22 protein-coding genes are annotated in these 25,831 nt (G+C 65.2%); 7 read left to right on the forward strand and 15 right to left on the reverse strand.

Going from position 1 to position 25,831, the window contains the following annotated elements; translation table 11 throughout:
- Positions 1–66 precede the first annotated feature (66 nt).
- The 11 genes from YWC_RS0105755 to YWC_RS0105805 all read right to left on the reverse strand — a co-directional run bounded on the left by YWC_RS0105755 (position 67) and on the right by YWC_RS0105805 (position 10,784).
- Positions 67–1,176, reverse strand: coding sequence for a LytR C-terminal domain-containing protein (locus YWC_RS0105755; RefSeq protein ID WP_027864512.1), 1,110 nt, complete (start codon positions 1,174–1,176; stop codon positions 67–69).
- 17 nt (positions 1,177–1,193) lie between these two features.
- On the reverse strand, positions 1,194–2,135 hold the full coding sequence (locus tag YWC_RS0105760) for a type II secretion system F family protein (RefSeq protein ID WP_027864513.1): 942 nt from the start codon (positions 2,133–2,135) through the stop codon (positions 1,194–1,196).
- A gap of 29 nt (positions 2,136–2,164) precedes the next feature.
- Positions 2,165–3,142 (reverse strand): type II secretion system F family protein, encoded by a 978-nt coding sequence (locus YWC_RS0105765; RefSeq protein ID WP_027864514.1) that lies wholly within the window; start codon positions 3,140–3,142, stop codon positions 2,165–2,167.
- Between the two features lie 9 nt (positions 3,143–3,151).
- Positions 3,152–4,498, reverse strand: coding sequence for a TadA family conjugal transfer-associated ATPase (locus YWC_RS0105770; protein ID WP_027864515.1), 1,347 nt, complete (start codon positions 4,496–4,498; stop codon positions 3,152–3,154).
- Positions 4,499–4,530: 32 nt separating this feature from the next.
- Positions 4,531–5,703, reverse strand: coding sequence for a CpaE/TadZ family protein (locus YWC_RS0105775; protein WP_027864516.1), 1,173 nt, complete (start codon positions 5,701–5,703; stop codon positions 4,531–4,533).
- A gap of 47 nt (positions 5,704–5,750) precedes the next feature.
- Positions 5,751–6,029, reverse strand: coding sequence for a hypothetical protein (locus tag YWC_RS28460; protein WP_036213313.1), 279 nt, complete (start codon positions 6,027–6,029; stop codon positions 5,751–5,753).
- 9 nt (positions 6,030–6,038) lie between these two features.
- Entirely contained in the window at positions 6,039–7,631 is a 1,593-nt protein-coding gene (locus YWC_RS0105785) for a type II and III secretion system protein family protein (protein WP_027864517.1), read from the reverse strand.
- Between the two features lie 24 nt (positions 7,632–7,655).
- Complete coding sequence (cpaB, locus tag YWC_RS0105790; protein WP_027864518.1) at positions 7,656–8,513, reverse strand: Flp pilus assembly protein CpaB; 858 nt, start codon at positions 8,511–8,513, stop codon at positions 7,656–7,658.
- Complete coding sequence (locus tag YWC_RS28465) at positions 8,510–9,898, reverse strand: DUF8689 domain-containing protein (RefSeq protein ID WP_156923521.1); 1,389 nt, start codon at positions 9,896–9,898, stop codon at positions 8,510–8,512. Before YWC_RS28465 ends, cpaB begins: the two co-directional genes overlap by 4 nt.
- Positions 9,899–10,015: 117 nt before the next feature.
- A complete protein-coding gene (locus YWC_RS0105800; RefSeq protein WP_027864519.1) occupies positions 10,016–10,531 on the reverse strand; it encodes an A24 family peptidase in 516 nt (171 codons plus the stop codon).
- Between the two features lie 58 nt (positions 10,532–10,589).
- Complete coding sequence (locus YWC_RS0105805; protein ID WP_027864520.1) at positions 10,590–10,784, reverse strand: Flp family type IVb pilin; 195 nt, start codon at positions 10,782–10,784, stop codon at positions 10,590–10,592.
- Between the two features lie 378 nt (positions 10,785–11,162).
- On the opposite strand from YWC_RS0105805, the gene YWC_RS0105810 reads away from it, so the two are divergent.
- Positions 11,163–12,200, forward strand: a complete 1,038-nt coding sequence (locus YWC_RS0105810) for a GGDEF domain-containing protein (protein WP_027864521.1) — start codon at positions 11,163–11,165, stop codon at positions 12,198–12,200.
- Here the strand turns inward: YWC_RS0105810 and YWC_RS0105815 are convergent.
- Positions 12,197–12,802 (reverse strand): 2-hydroxychromene-2-carboxylate isomerase, encoded by a 606-nt coding sequence (locus YWC_RS0105815; protein WP_027864522.1) that lies wholly within the window; start codon positions 12,800–12,802, stop codon positions 12,197–12,199. The two genes, YWC_RS0105810 and YWC_RS0105815, sit on opposite strands and share 4 nt — an antisense overlap.
- 73 nt (positions 12,803–12,875) lie before the next feature.
- Here YWC_RS0105815 and YWC_RS0105820 point away from each other — a divergent pair, with 73 nt between their 5' ends.
- A complete protein-coding gene (locus YWC_RS0105820) occupies positions 12,876–13,616 on the forward strand; it encodes an SDR family oxidoreductase (RefSeq protein WP_027864523.1) in 741 nt (246 codons plus the stop codon).
- A gap of 15 nt (positions 13,617–13,631) precedes the next feature.
- On the opposite strand, the gene YWC_RS0105825 is transcribed toward YWC_RS0105820, so the two are convergent.
- Positions 13,632–14,888, reverse strand: a complete 1,257-nt coding sequence (locus YWC_RS0105825; protein ID WP_371846092.1) for an HD-GYP domain-containing protein — start codon at positions 14,886–14,888, stop codon at positions 13,632–13,634.
- A 73-nt stretch (positions 14,889–14,961) separates the two neighbouring features.
- On the opposite strand from YWC_RS0105825, the gene YWC_RS0105830 reads away from it, so the two are divergent.
- From YWC_RS0105830 to YWC_RS28470, 5 genes are all read left to right on the forward strand, one after another.
- A complete protein-coding gene (locus YWC_RS0105830) occupies positions 14,962–15,894 on the forward strand; it encodes a LysR substrate-binding domain-containing protein (protein ID WP_027864525.1) in 933 nt (310 codons plus the stop codon).
- Between the two features lie 143 nt (positions 15,895–16,037).
- Positions 16,038–19,595: an indolepyruvate ferredoxin oxidoreductase family protein gene (locus YWC_RS0105835; RefSeq protein ID WP_027864526.1), complete on the forward strand. Its 3,558-nt coding sequence runs from the start codon at positions 16,038–16,040 to the stop codon at positions 19,593–19,595.
- A 218-nt stretch (positions 19,596–19,813) separates the two neighbouring features.
- Positions 19,814–23,101: a fused isobutyryl-CoA mutase/GTPase IcmF gene (gene icmF, locus YWC_RS0105840; RefSeq protein ID WP_027864527.1), complete on the forward strand. Its 3,288-nt coding sequence runs from the start codon at positions 19,814–19,816 to the stop codon at positions 23,099–23,101.
- A 220-nt stretch (positions 23,102–23,321) separates the two neighbouring features.
- Positions 23,322–23,627 carry a hypothetical protein gene (locus YWC_RS33665; protein WP_229413028.1) on the forward strand — a complete coding sequence of 102 codons (306 nt, stop codon included), beginning with the start codon at positions 23,322–23,324 and terminating at the stop codon, positions 23,625–23,627.
- The gene (locus YWC_RS28470; RefSeq protein ID WP_229413029.1) at positions 23,624–24,400 is read left to right on the forward strand and encodes a restriction endonuclease; all 777 of its coding nucleotides are present in this window, start codon (positions 23,624–23,626) and stop codon (positions 24,398–24,400) included. The genes YWC_RS33665 and YWC_RS28470 overlap by 4 nt, the downstream gene beginning before the upstream one ends.
- Positions 24,401–24,470: 70 nt before the next feature.
- On the opposite strand, the gene YWC_RS0105850 is transcribed toward YWC_RS28470, so the two are convergent.
- Both YWC_RS0105850 and YWC_RS0105855 read right to left on the reverse strand, forming a co-directional pair.
- Positions 24,471–25,559, reverse strand: a complete 1,089-nt coding sequence (locus tag YWC_RS0105850; RefSeq protein WP_027864528.1) for a WD40/YVTN/BNR-like repeat-containing protein — start codon at positions 25,557–25,559, stop codon at positions 24,471–24,473.
- A 2-nt stretch (positions 25,560–25,561) separates the two neighbouring features.
- The gene (locus YWC_RS0105855) at positions 25,562–25,831 is read right to left on the reverse strand and encodes a MoaD/ThiS family protein (RefSeq protein ID WP_027864529.1); all 270 of its coding nucleotides are present in this window, start codon (positions 25,829–25,831) and stop codon (positions 25,562–25,564) included.

Below are 25,831 nucleotides of genomic sequence, written 5' to 3' on the forward strand. Positions count from 1 at the left end.
AGCCCATTCTCTCGGGTGCCATCGGTCGACGTTTGATGCCGGCCAAACGTGCAAACGGACCTTTTTTCAGTCAGCTTTGTTCAATGCCAGTACCGGCGCTGCCGCATCCCCAGCGGGAGCCGCCGGACGCAAGGCAAAACCACGGTGGGCGACGTCGCGCCCGAGCACCACGCGCAGGTTGGCGGGGGCGCAGCTGGGCACCTCCTGCAGCTGCGCGCTGCCGAAGCGGCTGGCCAGGCGTTCGGCCGCCTCGCGGTAGGCCGCTTCATATTCGATGCGGGTCTGGCGCACGCCGAAACCCTTCTGGTTGGACAGGCGCGTCACTTTCAGCCCGCTGCTGCCGACCTGGCGTGCCAGCACGCGTGCCATGCCCGAGACGCCATTTCCATTGCGCATCTCTACCAGCGCGAGGAGTGGCGCGTCCCGCCCCGGCGCGGCCGGCGCCGGCGCCGGTTCCGGCAGCCGTGCCGGAGCGGACGGGCCGGCCGGCGGCGGAGCGCGGCGCAGCTCCAGCATGCCATCCGCGCCGACGAGCAGCTGCACCTGGCTCCAGCCTGCCTCCTCGCGCGCCGGCGCCTTGAGCGCGCGGTCGATCGCTGCAACCTGACTCTGGCTGCCGGCAGCAGCATAGTCCGCGCGCAGGTCGTGGGCGCGCAAGGCATCGGCCTGGCTCAACATCTGCTGTGCGCGCTCTTCCTGCCCGAGCTTGCGCAAGGTTTCGCCCAGCAGTTGCCAGGAACGGTGGTTGAGCGGGTCGAGCAGGCAGGCTTTCTCGAGCGCGACCAGCGCATCGTCATACTCCGCGTTGAGGAAATGGGCCTGCCCGAGGTTGCTGAACAGGTAGGCCTTGCCGGGACCGGAGGACATCGTCAGCGACTCGGTCAATGCGCGCCACAAGGCGATCGCGGTGGCGAACTCGCGCTGTTCCGCATACAGCGTGGCCAGCCCGTTGCGGGCGTTCACGTGTGCGGGCGCCATCTGCAGCGCGGCCTGGTAGGCGGCGCGCGCTTCGTCGTAGCGGCGTGCCAGGTGGTGGTTGCGGCCGGCAAGATAGGCGTCGTCGGCGGCCGGCGCGGCGCCGTCGAAAGCGGGACGGGCGCCGAAGGGCGCGCAGGCCGCCAGGGTAGCGCCGGCGCACAGCAGCGCCAGACGTGAGAACAAGGTAAGGCTTGGCATAGGGGGCTCCTTCGTGTTCAATCCGCACCGGCCACTTTGCCCAGGGTCCGCGAAATCTGGATCATGGCGGGACCGAGCAGTACCATCAGCAGCATGGGGAATATGCAGAAAATCAGGGGGAACAGCAGCTTCAGGCCGATGCGGGCAGCGCATTCCTCGGCCACGATGCGGCGCTTGTGACGCAGGCTGTCGGACTGTACGCGCAGGGCGTCACCGACGCTGGTGCCGAATCGCTCGGACTGGATCAGCATGGCCACCAGCGTGTCCACATCCTCGACACCCGAACGCAGCGCGAAGTTGCGCAGCGCCTTCTCCTTGGAGAAGCCGGCGCGCATTTCCATCAGGACGAGCTGCAGTTCCTGCGCCAGCACCGCGCTCTTGATGTGGATCTCGTTTGCCACCTTGACCAGCGCACGCTCCAGGCTCAGGCCTGCCTCGACGCACACCGTGAGCAGATCGAGGGCATCGGGGATGGTTTCGAAAATCTCGCGGCGGCGACGTTGCACGATACGTTCGAGGATCATGTTTGGCAGGTAATAGCCGATAGCGGCCGCGGTGAGCAGCAAGGCCATCATCCGCCAGCCGAGCAGCGCCTTGCTGTAGACGATGGTCAGCGGCACCACCAGTGCCGGCAGCACCAGGGCGAGCGCCGTCTTCGAAGCGAAATACAGCGACAGGGCAGACGGATTGCGCCAGCCGGCGTTCATGAAGCGCGTGCGCAGGCTGGATTTCTCCCACCCCTCCTCGGGCACCGACAGCTTGGTCAGGGGCTTGGCTGCGCTCGCAACCCGTTCAACCCAGCCGCCCCCGGCATCGAGCTGGCTCTGCTCTGCATTGCCGAGGAAGCGGCGCAGGCGATCGCGCAGGGCCAGCGGCGCAAACAGCACCAGGCCGAGCCAGGCCAGGCCGGTGACGACGCACAGGACGATAAACAGGAAGATCAGCTGGGAGGATGTCATGTTCACCTCTGGAGGGATGCGGGCCGGACTCAGATGCGGATGCGGATGATCTTGCGCATCCAGACGACGCCGACCAGCATCATGCCGAGGCCGTACCACATCATGCGCACGCCGTTCGGGTCGGTCCAGAGCACGCTGATATATTTCGGGTTCATCGCCAGCATCATGCCCAGCACGGCAAACGGCAGCACGGTCAGGATCATCGCCGACATTCTTCCTTCCGCCGACAGCACGCGCACGTGTGCCACCAGTTTCAGGCGGGCGCGGATGATCTGGCTGATGTTCCCCAGGATCTCGGCCAGGTTGCCGCCCGATTCGCGCTGGATCAGCACCGCGATGATCAGGTAGCGCAGGTCAGTCAGCGGAATGCGCGCAGCCATGGCGTGCAAGGCCTCGTTCATCGGGGCGCCGTAGTTGATCTCCTCGCGGGCGATGCGGAACTCTCCGCTGAGCGGCTCCGGCAGCTCGTTGCCGACGATCTGGAGGACGTTGCTGAACGAGTGGCCGGCGCGCAGTGCGCGCGCGATGAAATCGGCCGCATCCGGCAGTTGCTGCTCGATGCGGATCAGGCGCCGCTGCCGCGTGCGGCGCAGCAGGACCCACGGCACGCCCAGCCCGAGCAGGGCCACCAGGGCACGCAATGCGGCCGGCAGTTGCCAGCCGAGCGATACCGCGGCGGCGATGGCCATGCAGCCAAGCGACCAGGCCAGGAATTGACCGACCGTGTTGCTGGTGCCGGCCTGCACCAGCAGGGCATCGATCCGGTCCGCCAGCGGGATGCGGTGCAGGAAGCGGTCGAAGGCCGCGTTGCGGCTGTAGGGACGCTGCTTGAGGATCGAGATCCGCTCGCCGCTGCGCCCGGATGAACCGGACATGACCTGCAGCCGGCGCGCGATGCGCCGCGCCGCCGCGCCATGCGTGCCCATCCACCACAGGTAGGTGCCCTCGATCGCGAGGACCGTGGCCGCGAACAGGAATACCACGAAAGCGTAGAACAGCACGTCCATGCTGCCTCCTCAGTCGAAAATCCGGTCGGGATCGAAGGTATCTTCCGGCACCGGCACGCCGAACATCTTCAGGCGCTCGGCGAAGCGCGGACGGACGCCGGTGGCGCTGAAACGCCCTTTCACCTTGCCGTCGGCGTCCACGCCACTCTGCTCGAAGCGGAAGATCTCCTGCATCGAGATGATGTCGCCTTCCATGCCGGTGATTTCCTGCAGGCTGACCACCTTGCGCGTGCCGTCGGTCAGGCGCGATACCTGCACCACCACCGTCACGGCGGAAGCGATCTGCTGGCGGATCGCACGCGCAGTCAGGTTGACGCCGGCCATGCTGACCATGTTTTCCAGGCGCGACAGCGCATCGCGCGGCGTGTTCGAGTGGATCGTCGCGAGCGAGCCCTCATGGCCGGTGTTCATCGCCTGCAGCATGTCGAGCGCCTCGGCGCCGCGCACCTCGCCCAGGATGATGCGGTCGGGGCGCATCCGCAGCGCGTTGCGCACCAGCGCGCGCTGGGTCACCTCGCCCTTGCCTTCGATGTTCGGCGGACGCGTTTCCAGGCGCACCACGTGCGGCTGGCGCAGCTGCAGCTCGGCCGCGTCCTCGATCGTCAGCACGCGCTCGCTGGCCGGGATGAACCCGGAGATCAGGTTCAGCAAGGTGGTCTTGCCGCTGCCGGTGCCGCCCGAGATCAGGATGTTCACCTTGCCCGCACCCAGGCTCTCCAGCACCCGGATCATGGGTGGGGTCAGGCTTTTGTAGTCGAGCAGGTTCTGCACCGACAGCGGCGAGGAGCCGAAACGGCGGATCGAGAGCAGCGGCCCGTCCACCGCCAGCGGCGGAATGATCGCGTTGACGCGCGAACCGTCCGGCAGGCGCGCATCGACCATCGGGCTCGACTCGTCGACGCGCCGGCCCACGCGCGAGACGATCTTTTCGATGATCTTGATCAGGTGGGCATTATCGTGGAAGCTGATGTCGGTGAGCTCGAGCTTGCCGCGCCGCTCGACATACACCTTGTTGGCGGTATTCACCAGGATATCGGAAACGGTGGGGTCGTTCAGGAGCGGCTCGAGCGGGCCGAAGCCGAGCATCTCGTGCTGGATATCGAGCACCAGGTGGTGGCGTTCGTGCTGGTTCAGCACGATGCGCTCCTCCTCGATGATGCGCTGGATCAGCAGGGCCAGCTCGTGCTTGAACTGCTCGGCGGTGAGCCGCTTGAGGCGCTCGAGGTCGATGCGGTCCAGGATCATCTGGTGCATCTGCTTCTTGAGCTCCTGATAGGCGTGGTTGGCGACTTCCGGCACGACCACGCCGGGCTGGCGTTCCTGACCGGTACTCGCAAGGCGTTCACGTAAGGACATGGGTGGCTCCGTGTCGTTCTGTTTCGTGTTGATCAGTCATCTTCGCCGCGGCCGAACAGGCGGTCGAGCAGCCCCCTGCTCTCCTGGACGCGCCGCGTCGTCACCAGTTCGACCATGTCGGCCAGGCTGCGCGCGGCCGCGCTCGAGCGCGACAGCTGCAGCACCGGGACGCCCTGGTTGACCGAGTCGGTGACGGCGACGTAGTCGTTGGGGAAGGTGTGCACCACTTCGCACCCCAAAGCCGCGTGCAGGTCCTGCAGGCGCAGCTTGCCGCCCTTTTCGTAGCGGTTGACGATCAGGCGGATGTGGTCCAGCACGTAGCCGAGCGAGCGGAAGATGTCGAGCAGGCGGCGCGCATCGCGGATGTCGGGCAACGCCAGCTGCAGCACGGGATAAATCGTGTCGGTGACGTCGAGGGCGCGCAGCGACACCGCGTCGATCTGGCGGCCGACGTCGAGCAGCACGTAGTCGTAGTGCTGGCGCGCGACGCGCAGGATGGTGTCGATGTGCTCCGGCTTGGCTTCCTTCGCGTGGGCGGCATCGTCGGCCGCTGCCAGCACGCCAAAGCCCGGCGTCACATGGACCACGCAGGAATCGAGGAAGGGGCCGTCCACGCGCGCGATCTGGGCGCAGACGTCGGACAGGGTCATGCTCGGCTTCTGGTCGGATACGTACAACGCGGCGTCGCCGAACTGGCCGTGCAGGTCGATCAGCAGCACCTTCTTGGCGGCCAGGGTGGCGAGCGCGTAGCCGAAATTGGTCGAGATGAAGGTAGCGCCGCTGCCGCCCTTGCAGGCGATGAAGGCGAGGATCTTCCCGTCGCGCAGGCCCGACACCCCGGCCGCGGCCGAAATGCGGTCCATCGACTCGTGAAAGGCACGGTGCACCAGAGGCAGCTGCAGCACTTCGCGCACGCCGGCGCGCATGGCGTGGATCAGGAGGTCCGGATGGTTCTGGTCGGTCAGCAGCATCAGATGGGCTTCGGGATACTGGCGGCCAAGGCGTTCAAGCAGGGGGGCTTCCGAGGGTTCGGTCTGGGTGGCGTCGATGATGACCAGCTGCGGGGTGTCGGCTTCGGGGCGGTCGAGTGCCTCGCGCAGGCTGGCGCGAACGGCACCGAGGTTCAGCGGCGGCACGCGTGCCGCCCCCTGGGAGGCGATCTCCGCATAGAGCTGGCTGTCGCGGCTGATAAGTAGCGCTTTCATGGCGGGCCTCGTTGCTGGCGCATCTGGTCAAAGTGGAAGGCAGGCGCTCATCGCACGCTGCCAGCGGTGACGAAGATCGGCGCCGGTGCCGCTTCCGGCTGGGCGAAGCTGCGCTGGTAGCCTTCATGCGCTCCCTTGGCCGCGCGGCCGTCGACCCCGACGGCAGGATCGCGGTTGCTGGCCGCGGCCGGATCGAGCACCTGGACGGCCAGGTTGGCGCGCGTGGCGTTGCCGAATTGCCTGTCCCACTCCGGCGTGGTATGCATGCAGCCCTGCAGACAGGCGGCCACCAGCGCCGGCAGCAGAAAGTAGGTCGGGTTCTTCACGGATGCCTCCTATTTGAGTTCGAAACCGCCGGCGGTCTGCGCAGCGGGGGGCGCGACTTGCGGCGTGGACGCGGCGGCAGTGGTCGCGGCCGGGGCATCGCCCTCGAGGCGGCCGCCGAGCATCACCTCGCCACGCGTCGGTATGCCCACCTTGTCGGTCGGCAGCGAGTATCCGGCGCCCGCGATCGGCTTGACCAGCCGCGCGGTGATCACGAACACCAGTTCGGTGCGGTCCTGCTGGAAGTCGGTGCTGCGGAACAGCGCGCCCAGCACCGGGACTTCGCCCAGCATCGGCAGGCCCTTCAGGCTGGCCACCAGGTTGTTCTTTACCAGGCCGCCGATGGCGAAGCTCTGGCCGTCATACAGCTGCACAGTGGTGCTGGCGCGGCGCGTAGTCACGACCGGCAGGATCGAACTGCCGGTAATGCCGAACGCCGACACGCCGATCCCTTCGCGCGACAGCTCGGACACTTCCGGCGCCACCTTCAGGTTGATGCGCCCCCCCGACAGGACGGTCGGGGTAAAGCGCAGGCCGACGCCGAATTCCTTTTCCTCGAGCGTGACCTTGTTGTTGTCCTGGGCCACCGGGATGTAGAACTTGCCGCCGGCCAGGAAGGTGCCCTCCTGGCCGCTGATGGCCAGCACGTTCGGCTCGGCCAGCACGCGCACCAGGCCGTCCTGCTTGTCGGCCGCCCCCACCAGCCGGTTGCCGTTGTCCTTGTCGAAGCGAATGCCGTTCGTCGTCCGTCCGGTCAGGAAATTCGACACCAGCCGGGTAGTCCAGCTGCCCGAACCGAAGCTGAACGCGGCGTCGGTCTCGAGCCGCTCGAGCAGGGTCTTCGACACCTCGGCTACCTTGACTTCAAGCTGCACTTGCTGGGGGGCGCTGACATTGAGCAGGTTGATCACGCGCGTGGCTGCCGCGGCCGCGCCGCCGGCGCCGCCCCCGCCGTTGTTGTTGGCCAGCGGAACGACGCCGTCGTTATCATTGGCCTTGTCGGCGGACGGCAGCTGGCGCAGCGGACGCCGCACATACGCCGTCGCCAGCTCGACCGCGCGGGTGAGCGCGCCGGCGTCGCTGACGGTGCCGGTCAGCACCAGCGAATCGGCGGCCGCCATCACCCGGATGTCCTTTTCTTCGGGCATCGCCGCGGTCAGGGTCGCCTGCAGTACGGCGGGGTCCATCGCGACCACGATGTCGACCACGCTGCACAAGCCGCTTTTCCCCTGCACGATCATGTTGGTGGTGCCGACGTCGACAGCGGCGATGTACAGCGTGTCCGGCGACACCAGCATCGCCTGCACGATCGCGGGATTGCCGACGCTGCGGTTGAGCACCCGCTCGGGCAGGCGCAGCATGGTGGACTTGCCCATGTTGAGCGACAGCGTGGCAGGGCGCGCGGCTTCGCCGCTGCAGCCCATCGCGGGCTGGGAACGCGTCTCCGCTGGTTTGGCGGGAGCGGCAGCTGCAGGCTTGGCAGCGGCGCTTTCCGCTGGTTTGGCGGGAGCGGCAGGCTTGGCTGCGGAAGCCGCGTGGGAAGGCGCGGCGGCGGCCAGCGCCAGGCCAGCGGCAAACCGTGCAAGATTAAGGCGTCTGTTCATGGCATCCATCCCGGATCGATAAGGTCAGAAGCATTCTTGTGAAGCATGCAGGCCATTGATGACCTTGACGCAGTCACGCCGCGGTGCCGCTGCAGGGGCCGGGCGCGGCGCCTCCGCCTGCGGCCGGGGTGCGCGTACCGGCATCGCCACGGCCCGCACGGGCGAGGCCGGCGCCGGCAGCAGGTTCTCCTTGGTGGCGCCAAGGGTCTCGGCCGGCGCCGGGTCGATCTGGTTGCGCAGCGCCAGCGACAGGGTGCCGACGCTACGCGCCAGGTCGAGCTTTTCGGCCTGCTCGGGCGTGACTTCGAGCGTGACGGCATTCACGACCTTCGGTTTGGTTTCGTCGCGGTTGACTTCCTGCGCCACCGCCAGCACCAGGATCCGTTCCAGCACGATCTTGGAGATGCTCCGCTCGCGCTGCTGTCCGTCCTGCGCCTTGGCCTCGGTCTGGGTACTGACGATGATGTCGACGTAGTTGCCGGGCAGCGCGAAACCGGCTACGCCGATCACGTCGTTGACGCGGACCGTGATGGCCCGCTTGCCCTCGGTGATCAGGGCCGACAGGCCGCCCACCGTGCCGACTGGGGCCAGCTTGGCCTCGCTCAGGGGCTCACCCATCAGGATGCTCGATTTGAGTACCCGGCCGCCAAGCTTCTGCGGATCGTCGAACGCGCCTTTCGGCACGCTGTGGGCCGGCCATTCGACCAGCTTGAGCATCTCGGGCGTCAGGCGCTGGCCGATGCTGATGTCGGCCCCCGCCACCACGATGTGATCGGCTCGCTTGGCCGGTTGTGTCAGCAGCCAGCGCGAAGCCAGCAAGACGGCCGTCAGGCCGAACAGGATCGCGAGCGTCATCACGATCACGGCACGCTTGTTTTTCATCGAGCATCTCCCAGGTTACCGGGTTCGAGCGCCGCGCAAGAACCGAACAGGCTGCTCCACGCCTGGACCACGCTATTCAGGTCGAAACGTGGCGTGTGGTCGGCGAACCCGGCGAAGTCGGCAATCCGGCCCAGCAGCTCATGCGGCCAGGCAGCCAGCAACGGACGCCGGGTGCGGCGGTGCAGTTCGTTGATCAGGTAATCGACCGCGTCTTCGTCGGCCTCGATGCCGCGCATCCGGCACTGGCGCCGCAGCAGCGCGCGGTAGCCGGCTTCGGAAAGCGGGCCCACGGGAATCCGGTAGCCGACGCGGCGCATGCAGGATTCATCCAGCACCGCCTGCGGCGCGAGGCTCGTGACCAGCACCAGCGACACGTCGAACGGCAGAGCATGGCTGGCCCCACCCGGCACCGCGACATGGTCGGTGCCGCTCTCGAGCGCGCCCAGGCAGCGGTGCAGCACCTCGGCAGCCGGCACCCGCTGGCGGCCGATGTCATCGAGCACCAGCAGTCCATTGTTGGCCAGCAAGTGCGGCGGTGCACGCAGCACGCCGCTGGCGGCGTCGATGCGCAGTTCCAGCATGTCGCACGCCAGTTCGGCGCCCACATGCACCAGCGGGCGCTGGCACAGTACCCAGCGCGCGTCGCAGCTGCGCCGTTCTTCCAGGGCGCGCGGCTGCAGCGGCGCGGGATGCAGGTCCGGAGCGTATATCTGCACGATCTCGTGGTTGACCAGCACCGCGTACGGAATCGCCACCGGCTCCTGGCGCAGCCGCGCGAACTTGCGCGCCAGGCTCGTCTTGCCGCTGCCGGAAGGACCGTACAGCATCAGCGGACGGTTCGAATGCAGCGCCGCGCCGATCAGCTCCTGCACCGCGAGTTCGATGCCGTCCTCCGCCAGGGTGGCCTGCAGCTCTGTGGGCGTGACGCGGGGGGCGCCGGGCTGGCGCAGCGACTGCTTTTCCACGACGCTGCGGTAAGCGTCGAGCGTCACCGGGGCCGGCCCGATATAGCGCGATTCCGCCAGGTACTCGGCAGCGGCGCGCAGCCCGAAGGCGGTCAGCTGGTAATGCACGTCGATGTCGGAATCGCCTTGCCAGGCCACCTCGGCCAGTTGCTCCGCAACCAGCCCCTGCAGCACTTCACGCACCACGCTGACCGACAGGCGCAGCCGTCCGGTAAGGAGCGATAGCGGAATCTTGCCGCTGGCATGCATGATCTTGACCGTGAGTGCGGTGACCAGACGCGCGTCGAGGCCGGTATCCCGCACTGTACGTGGCTGGCGCGGCAGGACCGGAGCGGGATCGGCCTCGGGTCCGCTGCCGGCTCCAGCTGCCGGCCGCGCGTCGCAAGGAGCGCTTGGCCTGGGTGGTGAAAACACTTCCATAAGGAAACCTCCTGATGAGGTGCGGATATTTCTTACATTTGTTAAATTGATTCTAACCATCGCTTCCCCCTCCCCGTTTGACTTCCGGCAAGGAAGCGGGAACACCAAAAACAGGGCTTAACGGCTCATCAGGAAGTAGATCGTCCCGGCGGCAATCGCGACGCCGTAAGGTATCGAACCGGCGCTCGGCTGCGCCTCCATTCTTGTGATGGGAAGACGCAAGGCAGCCTGGCGCACCATGCTCCAGACGTTGGTCAGCGCCAGCCGCAAGCGGCCCTGGAAAAGGATGAAGGCCAGGGCCATCACACCACCGGCGCACCAGGCGAAGATCGCGATGTGCAAGGCAGCCGCCGGACCGGTGAAGGCGCCTACCGTGGCCATCATCTTGACGTCGCCGGCGGCCATGCCGCGCATCAGGTAGAAGGGAAGAAAAACCAGCAGTCCGACGACGGCGCCACCGAAACAGGCCAGCAAGGCAGCGCCGGGCTCCGGTGATACTGCGTGAAGGGACAAGGCGGCGATAAGGCCTGTCAGCAGCAGGAGATTCGGAATACGTCGGCTTGCGAGGTCGTTGATCGCAGCGACGGCTACGAGCAGCAGGAGCAGTATGTCGAGGTAAGGTGCGACAACCATGATCGTCTCACAAAAAAAAAACCCCCGGGGCCGAATGGCACCGGGGGCGTTAGCGATATTAAGGGCCTGCAGGCGGAGTCGGGTTCAGCTCTTCGCCAATCTTGTTGAACAGCGCGGTAATATCAGCGCCGAGAGCCTCGGCAGCCCCTGCCAACGCAATGCCGACCAGTGCAGCGATCAGGCCGTATTCGATGGCCGTCACCCCGTTTTCATCGGCAATGAAGGTTTTGATGGCGGAGGTAATGGTGCTCATGATGAACTCCTTGTGATGGTTGATGGAACATCTACTACTGGGTCTTACTGACAGACGGGGCCCCGTCTTTTGCTGCTTTCGACTGCGTCTGTCAGTGAGTTCACTGTACCGAATAGTGCCGCACGACAAGTTGACGCCGGGCAAGCTTGCCATGTGGAAATCTGTGTTTCTGCATGGACTTGCGCGTGCACAAGCAGACGGCCACCAAGCATTACCTTCCAGACATTAAAAAGATAAATATTGTTAAGAATAGTTGCCTACAATACAAAAACGCTTTATGCTGTCCCTCTTGCCCGCCTAAAAAAGCGGCAGCCGTACTACCAACCCGGCCGTGCTCTTGCTTGACTCAGTTTCTCTGCGTTTCTGAAAAAAACCGACATGGATTCCCTGCTGCGACACATGGTGGACATGACTGGCCACCGCGATCACACGATGCTCGACATCTCCGTGATTTCGGCGGTACAGGAACTGGCGGGCGCGCTGCAGACCCGGGTCTTGAACATTACGACGGTCTGCGGGCAGAGCTTCGTGCGTTCGCGCGCCTGCATCCGCGCCGGCGGCGTCGCCTGTCCGGAAGAGCAGCACGATAGCGGCAGCCCGGGCGAGCCGCTCTCGGCCTTTCCCGAACTGGCGCACTGCCTCGAACATCATGATTCGCGTGCCGAAGGCCTGGGCAGCGACGGCCTGCGCCGCCTGTGGCTGCCGATCTGGTTCGGCGACAAGGCCGATACCTGCCTCGAGATCGTGCACGCACAAGGCTTCACCGCCGAATCGATCCATACGATCAGCGGGATCGTCGGCGTCTACCGCAATTTCCAGAACCTGCTCGACTACAGCGAGCGCGACTCGCTCACCGGACTACTGAACCGCAAGACCTTCGACGACCAGCTGGCGCGCATGCTGCACAGCGGCGACACCGAACCCCTGGTGCCGGGCCAGCTGGAACGGCGCCAGCACGGGGCCGAGGAAAAGCAGTGGCTGGCCGTGGTCGACGTCGACCATTTCAAGATGGTGAACGACCGCTTCGGCCACCTGTACGGCGACGAAGTGCTGATCCTGGTCGCGAACCTGCTGCAGTCCTCGTTCCGTTCGCAGGACCGCGTGTTCCGCTTCGGCGGCGAAGAGTTCGTGGTGCTGCTGCGTTCGACCACGCTCGAGAATGCCCGCAAGATCATCGACCGCTTCCGCACCAACGTCGAGGCGCACGTGTTCCCGCAGGTAGGCCGCGTTACCGTGAGCGTCGGCTTCACCAGCATCAGCGCCACCGATTCGCCGGTCGTGACCCTGGGTCACGCGGACCAGGCCCTGTATTTCGCCAAGGCCAACGGCCGCAACCGCGCCTGCCATTACGAGGAGCTGGTAGCGAACGGCCTGCTGCAGACCGTCGCCACCAACGACACCGCCGAGTTCTTCTAGGGCGCCTGCCGGGCCTGCGCGAATTCGAGAGCGTCTTCCAGGCGGTCATCGCCCCAGAACAGCTCGCCCTGCACGATAAAGGTCGGCGCACCGAAGATGCCAAGCATGCGTGCGGCCGCGGTCTGCGCGCGCAGCGCCGCCTTGTTGGCCTCCCCTTCCGCCTCGCGCAGCACCGCTTCCGGCTCGGCGACCAGGCCCTCCAGCGCCGCCAGCACGGTGCCGGCGTCGTCGATGTCGGCATCTTCGGACCAGTTGCGCAGCATGATGCGGCGGCAGTATTCGCCCATCCAGGCTTGCTGCGCGCCGAGCAGCGCGACCCGCATCGGCAGTAGGGCCCGGCGCGGGAAGGCCGAGGGCCGCTTGAAGGGAATCCCGTATTTCGCGGCGCGGCGCGCCATGTCGCGCCAGACGTACTCGCCCTTCTCCTTCTGCTCCGCGAAGGGCGAGCTTTGCCAGCCGAGTTCACGGAAGATCGGCCCCAGCAGGAAGGGCTTCCAGTGCAGCGGCACCGAGGCGCGACGTGCGAGCGCCTCGATACGCATGGTCGACAGGTAGCTGTAGTTGCTGCCGAACTCGAACCAGCATTCGATGGGTGGGTGCATGGCCGCCTTCCTCGCTTGGTATAGTGTGTCGAGTATGCAGGCAGTGGCCTGCCACCACAACAGGAGTGTCGGGATGAGCAAGGTACTGATCGTGACAGGCGCCGGGCGCGGCATCGGCGCCGCCATCGCCAGGCAGGCGGCCGCCGGCGGCCATGCGGTGGCGGTCAACTACCGTCATGACGAAGCGGCGGCGCAGGCGCTGGTGGCGGCGATCCGCGCCGATGGCGGACAGGCTGCCGCGATCCAGGCCGACGTCGCGGCAGAAGCGGAAGTGGCGCAGCTGTTCACACGCACCGAGCAGGAACTCGGACCGCCTGCGGCGCTGGTCAACAATGCCGGCATCACGGGACGCATCGCGCGCTTCATGGAAACCGATCCCGCCACCATCGAAGCGGTATTCCGCACCAATGTGTACGGCACCATGCACTGCTGCCGCGCGGCGATCGACGCCTTCCGGCGCCATGGCACGCGCGGGGTGATCGTCAACCTGTCCTCGATCGCGGCCAGCACCGGCAGCCCGCGCGAGTACGTGCACTACGCCGCCAGCAAGGCGGCGGTCGAGACCTTCACGCTGGGACTGGCGCGCGAGATGGCGCCGGAGGGTATCCGCGTGTGCGCGGTGGCGCCCGGGTCGACGCTGACCGGCATCCATGCGGCGGCCGGCGAGCCGGGCCGGCCGGAACGCGTGGCGCCGGCGATCCCGATGGGGCGCCTGGCCACGCCCGACGAGATCGCGGAAGCGGTGCTGTGGATGCTGTCGCCTGCCGCGTCCTACGTCACCGGGACGACCTTGCGCTGCGCGGGCGGCTTGTAAGGCGCGGCCTGGAGCTCAGGCGATGTTCATGAACTGCAGCGGATTGACGTTCCACTTCTCGGCCGACTCGTGGCGCAGGATCTTGTCGCCGCCGCCGAAGCCGAGCGGCTTGGACAGGTCGAGGGTCTGCGGCTTGATGTAGCCTTGGCTCTTGGTGCTGAAGAACACGTTGACCTTCGGCGTGAGCAGGCTGGTTTCGTGCGGCTCGATCACCACACCCAGGCGGCCGGATTCGAGCAGCACCAGGGTGCCGACCGGGTAGATGCCGACACAGCGCATGAACTCCTGGACCAGCGTGGGGTTGAAGTGGAACTTGCTCCACTCGTAGATCTTGCGCAGCGCTTCGGCCGCCGGCATGCCCTTGTGGTAGCAGCGGTCCGAGGTGATGGCGTCGTAGACGTCGACGATCGCCGCCATCTGCGCCAGTTCGCTGATGCTGCCTTCGCCCTGCTTGTCCGGATAGCCGCTGCCGTCGCGCCGCTCGTGGTGGTGCAGCGTGATGTCGAGCGGGATCGGGCCGATCTCCGGGGTCTTGGCCAGGATGTCGTAGCCGTCGCGCGGGTGGCGCTTGATGATGTCGAATTCCTCGTCGGTCAGGCGGCCCTGCTTGTTCAGGATGCTGTCCGGCACCAGCGCCTTGCCGGTATCGTGCAGCAGGCCGCCCAGGCCGGCCTGGTAGATCGTATCCTCGTCCATTTTGCGCGAACGGCAGAACGCGACCAGCAGCGCGCACACGCTGACCGAATGCAGGAAGGTGTAGTCGTCCTTGTTCTTGATGCGCAGGAGGCCGAGCAGCGCGCCGGAATTGCGCAGGATCGATTCGGTCACGCTCTCCACGACCGGCCCCACCTTGTCCAGCTCGACGGCCTTGCCGAGGCGGGCGTCGGCCATCACGGTGCGCACCAGGCCGGCCGCCTGCTTGCGGATATGCGCGGCACGCTGCAGCTCTTCACCCAGGGACACGCGGGTGACGATCCGCGGCGCGGCGGCGATCGCCGTCACTTCCGCTTCGGTGGCGGCATCGGCCTGCGCCAGGGTCGGCGCGTCGTCCACGTCCAGGCCCTTGCTGCAGTCGATGACGACAGCGCGGATCTTGGCATTGCGGATCTTGTAGATTTCTTCGTCCGTGGTGAGCTCGAAACGGGCGCGCACAAACGGATGGTCCATCCAGCCGCAGTCGAGATCGTGGATATACATACCAATCCTCAGCTGCGATGCATCCACCTTTTTCAACATGTCGCTACTCTGCTCTGTAATAATGTCGGCGCCCATCGGCCACGGGGCAGTATAACAATTTTGTTACACACAATCATTATTTGTTGCTTGCTGGACACAACACTGCAGGATGGAACTTCGTCAACTCCGGTATTTCGTCGCCATTGTCGATCACGGCTCGCTATCGCGCGCCGCGCTGGTCCTGCACGTGGCGCAGCCGGCCTTGACCCAGCAGCTACGCCAGCTCGAAGAAGAACTGGGCGCGCAGCTGCTGCACCGCTCGGCCCATGGCGTCGTCAGCACCGACGCCGGCAAGATCTTTTACGAACACGCGCAAGCCATCCTCAAGCAGGTGGCCGATGCCCGTTCGGCGGTGGTGCAGTCGACCACGCGGCCTTCGGGCAGCGTGTCGCTCGGCCTGCCGCACAGTATTTCGGGTGCGCTGGCGCTGCCGCTCCTGAAGGCCACCCGGGCCAGATATCCGGAAATTACCCTGCAACTGACCGAGGAAATCTCGGGCAGCCTCACCGAACAGCTCAAGTCGGGCCGCCTGAACCTGGCGGTGCTGTTCGACGTCGTCCCGGCCGGGCATTTCACCGCCACCGCACTGGTCGAGGAAGACCTGATGTTCATCTGCCGGGCCGGCTCGAACTTCGCACCGGCGGTGGACAGGCTGAGCCTGCGCGAGGCCCTGGCCAGCACCCTGATCCTGCCGGCGCGCCAGCACGGCGTGCGGCCGCTGGTCGAGCAGGCGGCGCAAGGCGCCGGCCTGGCGCTCGGCACCATCCTCGAAATCAATTCGATCGCCATCCTGCGCTCCGCCCTGCTGGCCGACCTGGGCGCCACCTTGCTGCCGGTCGCGCCGCTGCTGGCCGACATCGAACGCGGTGCAATGGCGGCCTGGCCGGTGGGCGAGCCGGCGGTGACGCGCCGCGTGACGCTGTGCGCCTCACGGAATATCCCGCTGACGAATGCCTCCGCGGCGATCGCGAAACTGGTGCGCGAAGTGACCGAAGACCTGTGTGAACGCGGCGCCTGGCCAGGCGCACGGCTGGTCGCATAACGGTCATCAGATTTACTTATACCCCCATCCGCATTCCCTATTGGCCCTGGCGGGTCGAAGTCCCTACACTCCACGCGGTTAAAAAGCGCCCTTGCCTACCCGGCGGGAGGCGCCTAGCACCGAACCATACAATGGAGACCCGCATGCCAGATACCGTCACGCCACAGACCGTGGCGCCGGACTATTCGTCCCGCCTGACCACCGTTACCCTCGACGACAAATACACCGCCAGGACCGGCAACATCTTCCTGTCCGGTATCCAGGCCCTGGTGCGCCTGCCGATGATGCAGCGCGAGCGCGATGCCGCCGCCGGCCTGAACACCGCCGGCTTCGTGTCCGGCTACCGCGGCTCGCCGCTCGGCGGCCTTGACGAGACCCTGTGGAAGGCCAAGGGCCACCTGGAAGCCAGCCACGTGCAGTTCGTCCCCGGCGTGAACGAAGACCTGGCCGCCACCGCCGTCTGGGGCACCCAGACCGTCGACCTGATTGGCCCCGCCAAGTACGACGGCGTGTTCGCCATGTGGTACGGCAAGGGCCCGGGCGTGGACCGCTGCGGCGACGTCTTCAAGCACATGAACCACGCCGGCACCGCGAAGCATGGCGGCGTGCTGCTGGTGGCCGGCGACGACCACGGGGCCTACTCCTCGACTCTGCCGCACCAGTCCGACCACATCTTCTCGGCCTGCATGATCCCGGTGCTCTACCCCTGCAACGTGCAGGAATACCTGGACCTGGGCGTGCACGGCTGGGCCATGTCGCGCTACTCGGGCTGCGCGGTGGCCTTCAAGGCGCTGGCCGACACGGTCGAATCGAGCGCCTCGGTCGACGCCAACCCCTTCCGGGTCGAGGTCAAGTATCCGAAAGACTTCGTGATGCCGGAAGGCGGACTGAATACCAAGCTGTCGTCGGTCCCGCTGGGCCAGCAGGCGCGCGCGCAGGAAGCGCTGATGCAGGACTACAAGATCTACGCGGCCCTGGCCTACGCTAGAGAAAACAAGCTCAATCGCACTACCATCGACAGCCCTGACGCCAAGCTGGGCATCATCGCCTCGGGCAAGTCCTACCTGGACGTGCTGGAAGCGCTGGAAGAACTGGGCATCGACGAAGCGATGGCCGAGAAGGTCGGCCTGCGCCTGTACAAGGTGGCGATGATCTGGCCGCTGGAGCCGGAAGGCGTGCGCGAATTCGCGCAGGGGCTGGAAGAGATCCTGGTGGTCGAAGAGAAGCGCCAGGTCGTCGAGTACCAGCTCAAGGAACAGCTGTACAACTGGCGCGACGACGTCCGTCCGCACATCGTCGGCAAGTTCGACGACAAGGGCGAATGGGTGGCGCCGCGCGGCGACTGGCTGCTGCCGCCGAAAGCCGACTTCTCGGTGGCGCAGGTGGCACGCGTAATCGCCGGCCGTATCGCGCGCCTGATCTCCGATGACACCACCCGCGATTTGATCCGCGCGCGCCTGGCCTTCCTGGAAGCCAAGGACGCCGTGCTGCAGAAGGCGATCACCACGCCCTTCCGCCCGGCCTTCTACTGCTCCGGCTGCCCGCACAACACCTCGACCAAGGTGCCGGACGGTTCCTTCGCGCTGGCCGGCATCGGCTGCCACGTGATGGCGACCTCGATCTACCCGGAGATGAACAAGCTGACCACCCACATGGGCGGCGAAGGCACGCCGTGGATCGGCCAGGCCGCGTTCTCCAAGGTGCCGCACGTGTTCCAGAACCTGGGCGACGGCACCTACTTCCACTCGGGTTACCTGGCGATCCGCGCGGCGGTGTCGGCCAAGGTCAACATCACTTACAAAATCCTGTACAACGACGCGGTCGCGATGACCGGCGGCCAGCCGGTCGACGGCACGACGTCGGTGCCGCACATCGCCCAGCAGATGGCGGCCGAGGGAGTGAAACGCATTGCGCTCGTGACCGAAGACCTGTCGCGCTATGCGGACCGCTCGAACCTGCCGGCCATGGTCACCCTGCACGACCGCAAGCACATGGACGACGTCCAGCGCGAGCTGCGCGAACTGCCGGGCGTCACGGTCATCATCTACGACCAGACCTGCACCGCCGAGAAGCGCCGCCGCCGTAAAAAAGGCGAGTTCCCCGACCCGAACCAGCGCATGGTGATCAACGAAGCCGTGTGCGAAGGCTGCGGCGATTGCGGCATCCAGTCGAACTGCGTCTCGATCCTGCCGAAGGAAACGGAGTTCGGCCGCAAGCGCCAGATCGACCAGTCCTCGTGCAACAAGGATTACTCGTGCGCGAAAGGCTTCTGCCCGAGCTTCATCACCGTCGAAGGCGGCACGCTCAAGAAGAGCAAGACCGGCGTGCCGAAGAGCGGCAGCGAAGACGGCTGGGGCGCCCTGCCCGAGCCGAAACTGCCGAGCGTCGAGCATCCCTACAACATCCTGATCAACGGCATCGGCGGCACCGGCGTGATCACCGTCGGCGCGCTGATGGGCATGGCCGCCCACCTGGAAGGCAAGGGTGCGTCGGTGCTGGACATGACCGGCATGAGCCAGAAGAACGGCTCGGTGACCTCGCACGTGAAGATCGCCGCCACCCCGGACCGCCTGCACGCCCAGCGCATCGCCACCGGCGAAGCGGACCTGATCCTCGGCTGCGACATCCTGACTACCGGCGCCGCCGATGCGGTCTCCAAGATGCGTCCAGGCCGCACCCTGGCCATCGTCAACCTGCACGAGCAGCCGACCGGCACCTTTGCCCAGCAGCGCGACTGGGAATTCCCTTCTGGCGACGTGCGCTCGCTGATCCTGGAAGCCGTGGGCGGTGAATCGGGTGTCGATTTCGTCGATGCGACCAAGCTGGCGACCGCGCTGATGGGCGACTCGATCGCGACGAACCTGTTCCTGATGGGTTACGCGTGGCAGAAAGGCCGCATCCCCTTGACTGAAGCCGCCCTGCTGCGCGCGATCGAACTGAACGGCGTGGCCGTCGCGTCCAACAAGATGAGCTTCCTGTGGGGCCGCCGCGCAGCAGTGGACTTCAAGCGCGTCGAGAAGCAGGCGATTCCCGCGCAGGCCATCGTAGTGCAGATGCCGCTAAGCCTGGACAGCGTCGTCAAGAAGCGCGTCGAGCACCTGACCGGCTACCAGGACGCCGCCTATGCGGAGGTCTACAAGAACCTGGTGGAGCGCGTGCGCACGGCCGAATCGGCGCAAGGCCTGGGCAACAAGCTGTCGATGGCCGTGGCGAAGAACTACGCCAAGCTGATGGCCTACAAGGACGAGTACGAAGTGGCGCGCCTGTACACCGACGGCCAGTTCGTCGAGCAGCTCAAGACCCAGTTCGAAGGCGACTTCTCACTCAAGTTCAACCTGGCGCCGCCGCTGTTCGCGAAGAAGGACGCCAAGGGCCACATGGTCAAGGCGCAGTATGGCTCCTGGATGTTCGGCGCCTTCAAGCTGCTGGCCAAAATGAAGGGTCTGCGCGGCGGCGCCTTCGACGTCTTCGGCAAGACCGCGGAGCGCAAGATGGAGCGTGCACTGATCGTGGAATACCGCGAGATGGTGGAAGCGCTGGTCGCCAGGCTCGACGCTTCGAATTATCTCGAAGCAATCGAACTGGCTTCGCTGCCGGAACAGATCCGCGGCTTCGGCCACGTGAAGGAAAAGGCCGTGGCCGAGTTCCGTGCGCGCAAGGCTGAGCTGCTCTCCGGCAACGTCAAACGTCGTGCTGCTTGAGTAAGCACTAACGCTAAACAACGTCATCCCGGCGCAGGCCGGGATCCAATTTCCTTCGCATCCTGCTGTCGCTGGTATAAGACACGTGCGTTGAACTTGGGTTCCGGCCTTCGCCGGAACGACGGCCTGGGGCGGCGTGCCCGGCTTGACGTTAACGTTAACGTCATATACCGTACCGAGATACCCCTGTCCTCCCGAACTCCCAAGGACCCAATCCAATGAACGACATCACCCCCGCCGCGAAACTCGACCTGCCGGAGCAGCCGAAGCTGGCCAACAAGGTGCGTTTCGTCACCGCCGCCTCGCTGTTCGACGGCCATGACGCCTCGATCAACATCATGCGCCGCATCCTGCAGTCGAACGGCGCCGAAGTGATCCACCTCGGCCACAACCGCTCGGTCGACGAAGTCGTCACCGCGGCCCTGGCCGAAGACGTGCAAGGCATCGCCATCTCGAGCTACCAGGGCGGCCACGTCGAATACTTCAAGTACATGATCGACCTGCTGCGCCAGCGCGGCGGCGCCCACATCAAGGTGTTCGGCGGCGGCGGCGGCGTGATCGTCCCGAGCGAGATCGAAGAACTGCACGCCTATGGCGTCACCCGCATCTTCAGCCCGGAAGACGGCCAGCGCATGGGCCTGGTCGGCATGATCCGCTCGATGCTGGAAAGCTGCGACGTCGACCTGTCGTCCTACGTCCCGACCTCGATCGACGCCTTGCAACAAGGCGATATCGCCGCGCGCCATCGCCCGCTGGCCCAACTGATCACGGCCCTCGAGAACGGCAAGGCCGACGAAGGCCTGCGCAAGCAGATCGTCGAAGCCGCCGACAGCGTCAAGGCGCCGGTGCTCGGCATCACCGGCACCGGCGGCGCGGGCAAATCCTCGCTGACCGATGAACTGATCCGCCGCATCCGACTGGACCAGGGCGACCGCCTGAACATCGCCGTCATCTCGATCGACCCGTCGCGCCGCAAGTCGGGCGGCGCCCTGCTGGGCGACCGTATCCGCATGAACGCGATCAATCCCTGGAACGGCCAGGCGCGCGTGTTCATGCGCTCGCTCGCCACCCGCGAAGCCGGTTCCGAGATCTCGCAGGCCCTGCCTGACGTGATCGCCGCCTGCAAGGTGGCCGGCTTCGACCTGGTGATCGTCGAGACCTCGGGCATCGGCCAGGGCGACGCCGCCATCGTGCCGCATGTCGACACCTCGATGTATGTGATGACCCCGGAATTCGGCGCCGCCTCGCAGCTCGAGAAGATCGACATGCTCGACTTCGCCGACTTCATCGCCATTAATAAATTCGACCGCAAGGGCGCCCAGGACGCGCTGCGCGACGTCTCCAAGCAGTACCAGCGCAACCGCGAACTGTGGAGCAAGCAGCCGGACGAGATGCCGGTGTACGGCACCCAGGCGTCGCGCTTCAACGACGATGGCGTCACTGCCCTCTATCACGGCCTGCTGCCGAAACTGGCCGAGCTGGGACTGCAGGTGGAGCCAAGCAAGCTGGCCGCGCCATCGCAAAAATACTCGAGCGGCAAAAACGTGATCGTGCCCCCTAGCAGGGCCCGTTACCTGGCCGAGATCGCCGATACCGTGCGTGGCTACCACCGCAACGTCAAGAAGCAGGTGCAACTGGCGCGCGAGCGCCAGCAGCTGAGCGAAACCAAGCGCATGCTGGCCGCCGCCAACCGCGAGGTAGTGCTGGACGACCTGATCACCGAGCGTGACAACGCCATGGAAGGCAGCGCGAAAAAACTGCTGGCCATGTGGCCGGACATGCAAGCCGCCTACGCCGGCGACGACTACGTCGTCAAGATCCGCGACAAGGAAATCCGCACCCGCCTGGTACAGAAGACCCTGTCGGGCAACCCGATTCGCAAGGTCGCCCTGCCGAAGTTCGAGGACCACGGCGAAGTCCTGCGCTTCCTGATGCTGGAAAACGTGCCGGGCTCTTTCCCCTACACCGCCGGCGTCTTCGCTTTCAAGCGCGAAGGCGAAGACCCGACCCGCATGTTCGCGGGCGAAGGCGACGCCTTCCGCACCAACAAGCGCTTCAAGCTGGTCTCGACCGGCATGGACGCGAAGCGCTTATCTACTGCATTCGACTCGGTGACCCTGTACGGCGCCGATCCGGCCCTGCGTCCTGACATCTACGGCAAGGTCGGCAACTCGGGCGTGTCGATCGCGACCCTGGACGACATGAAGGTGCTGTACGACGGTTTCGACCTGTGCAGCCCGTCGACCTCGGTGTCGATGACGATCAACGGCCCGGCCCCGACCATCCTGGCGATGTTCATGAACACCGCCATCGACCAGCAGATCGACAAGTTCGTGGCGGACAACCATCGCCAGCCGACCGACGACGAAGCGCAAAAGATCAAGGACTGGGTCCTGATGAACGTGCGCGGCACCGTGCAGGCCGACATCCTGAAGGAAGACCAGGGCCAGAACACCTGCATCTTCTCGACCGAGTTCTCGCTGAAGGTGATGGGCGACATCCAGGAATATTTCGTCCACCACCAGGTGCGCAACTTCTACTCGGTGTCGATCTCGGGTTACCACATCGCCGAAGCGGGCGCGAACCCGATCTCGCAGCTGGCCTTCACGCTGTCGAACGGCTTCACCTTTGTCGAAGCCTACCTGGCGCGCGGCATGCACATCGACGACTTCGCCCCGAACCTGTCCTTCTTCTTCTCGAACGGCATGGACCCGGAATACACGGTGCTGGGCCGCGTGGCGCGCCGCATCTGGGCAGTGGCCATGCGCGACAAGTACGGCGCCAACGAGCGCAGCCAGAAGCTGAAGTACCACATCCAGACTTCGGGCCGCTCGCTGCACGCGCAGGAGATCGACTTCAACGACATCCGCACCACGCTGCAGGCCTTGATCGCGATCTACGACAACTGCAACTCGCTGCACACCAATGCCTACGACGAAGCGATCACCACGCCGACCGACGAATCGGTCCGCCGCGCACTGGCGATCCAGCTGATCATCAACCGCGAATGGGGCCTGGCGAAGAACGAGAACCCGAACCAGGGCGCCTTCATCATCGACGAGCTGACCGACCTGGTCGAAGAGCAGGTGATGCAGGAGTTCGAACGCATCGCCGAGCGCGGCGGCGTGCTGGGCGCGATGGAAACCGGTTACCAGCGCGGCAAGATCCAGGAAGAGTCGATGCTGTACGAGCACAAGAAGCACGACGGCTCGCTGCCGATCATCGGCGTGAACACCTTCCGCAACCCGAACGGCGCCGGCGCCCCGGCGACGATCGAACTGGCGCGTTCGACCGACGACGAAAAGCAGTCGCAGCTGACCCGCCTGGAAGCCTTCCACGCTCGCAATGCCGACAAGGCCCCGGCCGCCCTGGCCGCGCTGCAGCAGGCCGCGATCGACAACGAAAACGTGTTCGCCAAGCTGATGGACGCCGTGCGCGTCTGCTCGCTGGGCCAGATCACGACCGCGCTGTTCGAGGTTGGCGGACAGTATCGCCGCAATATGTAAGACCTGAGTACCAAGCCACGTCTGGTACTTCCTTAGAGGCTAGCCCGATTCCGGGCTAGCCTTTTTCATTTGGTGCTGTCGCGTTCATTCAACACGAGCATCGGGCCAAGAAAAGCGCAGGCATTTACCTGTTGAAATAAAACTAAAACGAGCGCAACATAAAGTTAGTTCCCGTAAGTAATCGTTTCTCAAGCACACATGTTAGCCAAGGAGCTTTACCGTGGACCTGATCGACCAGCTGCGAACACTTGCAACGCGAATCCAGAATACCAAGTCTCTGATTCAGACAGAAGAGGCGACCAAGAACGCCATGGTCATGCCCTTCATCCAACTTCTGGGATACAACGTCTTCGATCCAACTGAGGTCACACCTGAGCTGGTTGCTGACATTGGCACAAAGAAGGGGGAAAAGGTCGACTATGCGATCCTTCGCGACGGTGATCCAATCATGCTATTCGAGTGCAAGAAGTGCGGCGCCGATCTTCATATCAACCACGCGGGTCAACTATTCAGATATTTCACGTGACGGAATCGCGCTTCGGCGTGCTGACCAACGGACTGAAGTACCGGTTCTTTACTGACCTCGAGCAACCAAATAAGATGGATGACACGCCATTCTTTGAATTCGACATCCTCGACTTCAAAGAACGGGACGTGGAAGAACTGAAGAAGTTTGCGAAGACCACGTTTGATGTCGATACGATCCTTAACACTGCCAGCGACTTGAAGTACACACGTGCCATTCAAGAGCGGCTGGCAGAGTGGGTATCGAATCCTCCAGACGAATTTGTTCGTTTGCTGTCCAGCGACTTGCTCGGCGGCCGGCGCTTTACACCGACCCTCAAAGACCAGTTCACGCAAATCACGAAGCGCGCTTTCGAGCAACTTCTTGCGGAACGAATTAATGTCCGCCTTAAGGGGGCAATGGCTGCGGAGTTCCCGGTCGTTGAAGAGAACGCAGCACCAATCATCCCCCGCACGGATGATGAGCCCGAAGTCGTTACCACGGCTGAAGAAATTGAAGGGCTCCATATTGTCCGATCAATTCTGCGTGATGTGGTTAGCCCGAGACGCATCGTCATGCGTGACAATCTGAGCTATTGCGCCATTCTGCTAGACGACAACAATCGAAAGCCTGTCTGCCGACTGCGCTTCAATAATACGCAAAAGCTGGCAGTTGGGATTTTTGGCGCTGACAAGGCGGAAGAAAAGTTCGCCTTGAATGAAATTGACGACCTCTATGGATTTGCAGACAAGCTGCGCGCAACCGTTTCTATGCATCTACCGCAGGACGAGTAAAACCAGTCGAACGTGTGTGTCGTAACGTCACCGTCTTGCGAAGTATCGACGGCGGCGTTACAGCCAAGGATCAGCCAAACGTCACCGCATACACCGGCGGCAGCGTGGTGGACAAGGTCCGCCAGCTGTCGCCGCCGTTTTCCGAGATCCACACCCCGCCCGTCGTCGACCCCATCAGGAGGGTATGGCCGTCGCTGCTCACCGCCAGCCCGTGGCGGTACACCAGATCGTAGCAATGCTCCTGCGGCAGGCCATGACGCAGCACCTCGAAGCTCTTGCCGCCGTCGCGCGTGCGCAGCACCGCCATGGCGGCGCCGACCGGGATGCGGCGCTGGTCCGCCTCCAGCGGCACGAACCAGGCGGTATTGCCGTCAGTGGGATGGGCCGCCACCGCGAAGCCGAAGCGCGACAGCGGCGCCACCGTGATTTCCTGCCAGCGCCGCCCGCCATCGTTCGAGCGCCACATGCCGTTGTGGTGCTGGCACCAGAGCACGTCCGGCTGTCCGGCACAGCGCACGATGCGGTGCGGGTCCTGGATCTCCTCGTTCTCGTTCATCTCGGGCGGCATGTAGTCGGCGCGCATGCCGGTCGCGCTGACGCTCCAGCTGGCGCCGCCGTCCTCGCTGCGCCAGGCGCCGCCGCAGGAGACCCCGACCAGCAGCTGCCCGGCATCGCGCGGATCGAGGCTGATGCTGTGGATGCCGGGCACGTCGTAACCGCCCCCGAACCAGTTGGCGCGCTGTGGCACGTCCCACAGCGGGCGCACCAGTTGCCAGGTGTCGCCATGGTCGCTCGAGACGAACAGGCCGCCGGGCAGCGTGCCCGCCCACAGCAGGCCGGGCTGGCCGGCATGGCCCGCCTCCAGCGCCCAGATCATGCGGTTGTTCCAGTCGGTCTTGTCTTCGCTATCCTCCGGCTTGGGCGGGTAGCTTGGTGCGGGCAGTTCGGTCCAGGTTTCGCTACCTCCGCGGCGGCGGTGCAGCTTGACCCCGAAATGGCCCAGGTTCAGGGCCGCATACAGGCTGCCGTCGCGCGGGTCCGGCAGCGCCATCGACACCGGCTCGCCCAGGAAATGGACCGGGCCGAAGTCCCAGCGGCCCGCTTCCTTGCGCAGTTCGAACAGGCCCTTGCGGGTCGACAGGTAAGCACGCTCGCTCATGTTCAGCCTCCGGAAAGGGCCTGCAGCACGTAGACCTGGCTGCCGGGCTGCAAGGGGTCGTCCAGGCGCGCCGGATCATGGCAGCGCCGGCCGTCGATAAAGATAGTCACGTTGGCGCGCAGCCGACCCTGGTCGTCGAGCACGTAGCCGCGCAGCAGCGGATTGATGGCGAAGGCATCTTCCAGGGCGGCGCGCAGTGCGCCTGCCGAGGTCTCGACCTGGGGCACGCTGATAAAGCGCGCCAGTTGCTGGGTGAAGAACAGCCGTGCCAT

Source organism: Massilia alkalitolerans DSM 17462 (genome assembly GCF_000427785.1).
Taxonomy (GTDB): domain Bacteria; phylum Pseudomonadota; class Gammaproteobacteria; order Burkholderiales; family Burkholderiaceae_D; genus Telluria; species Telluria alkalitolerans.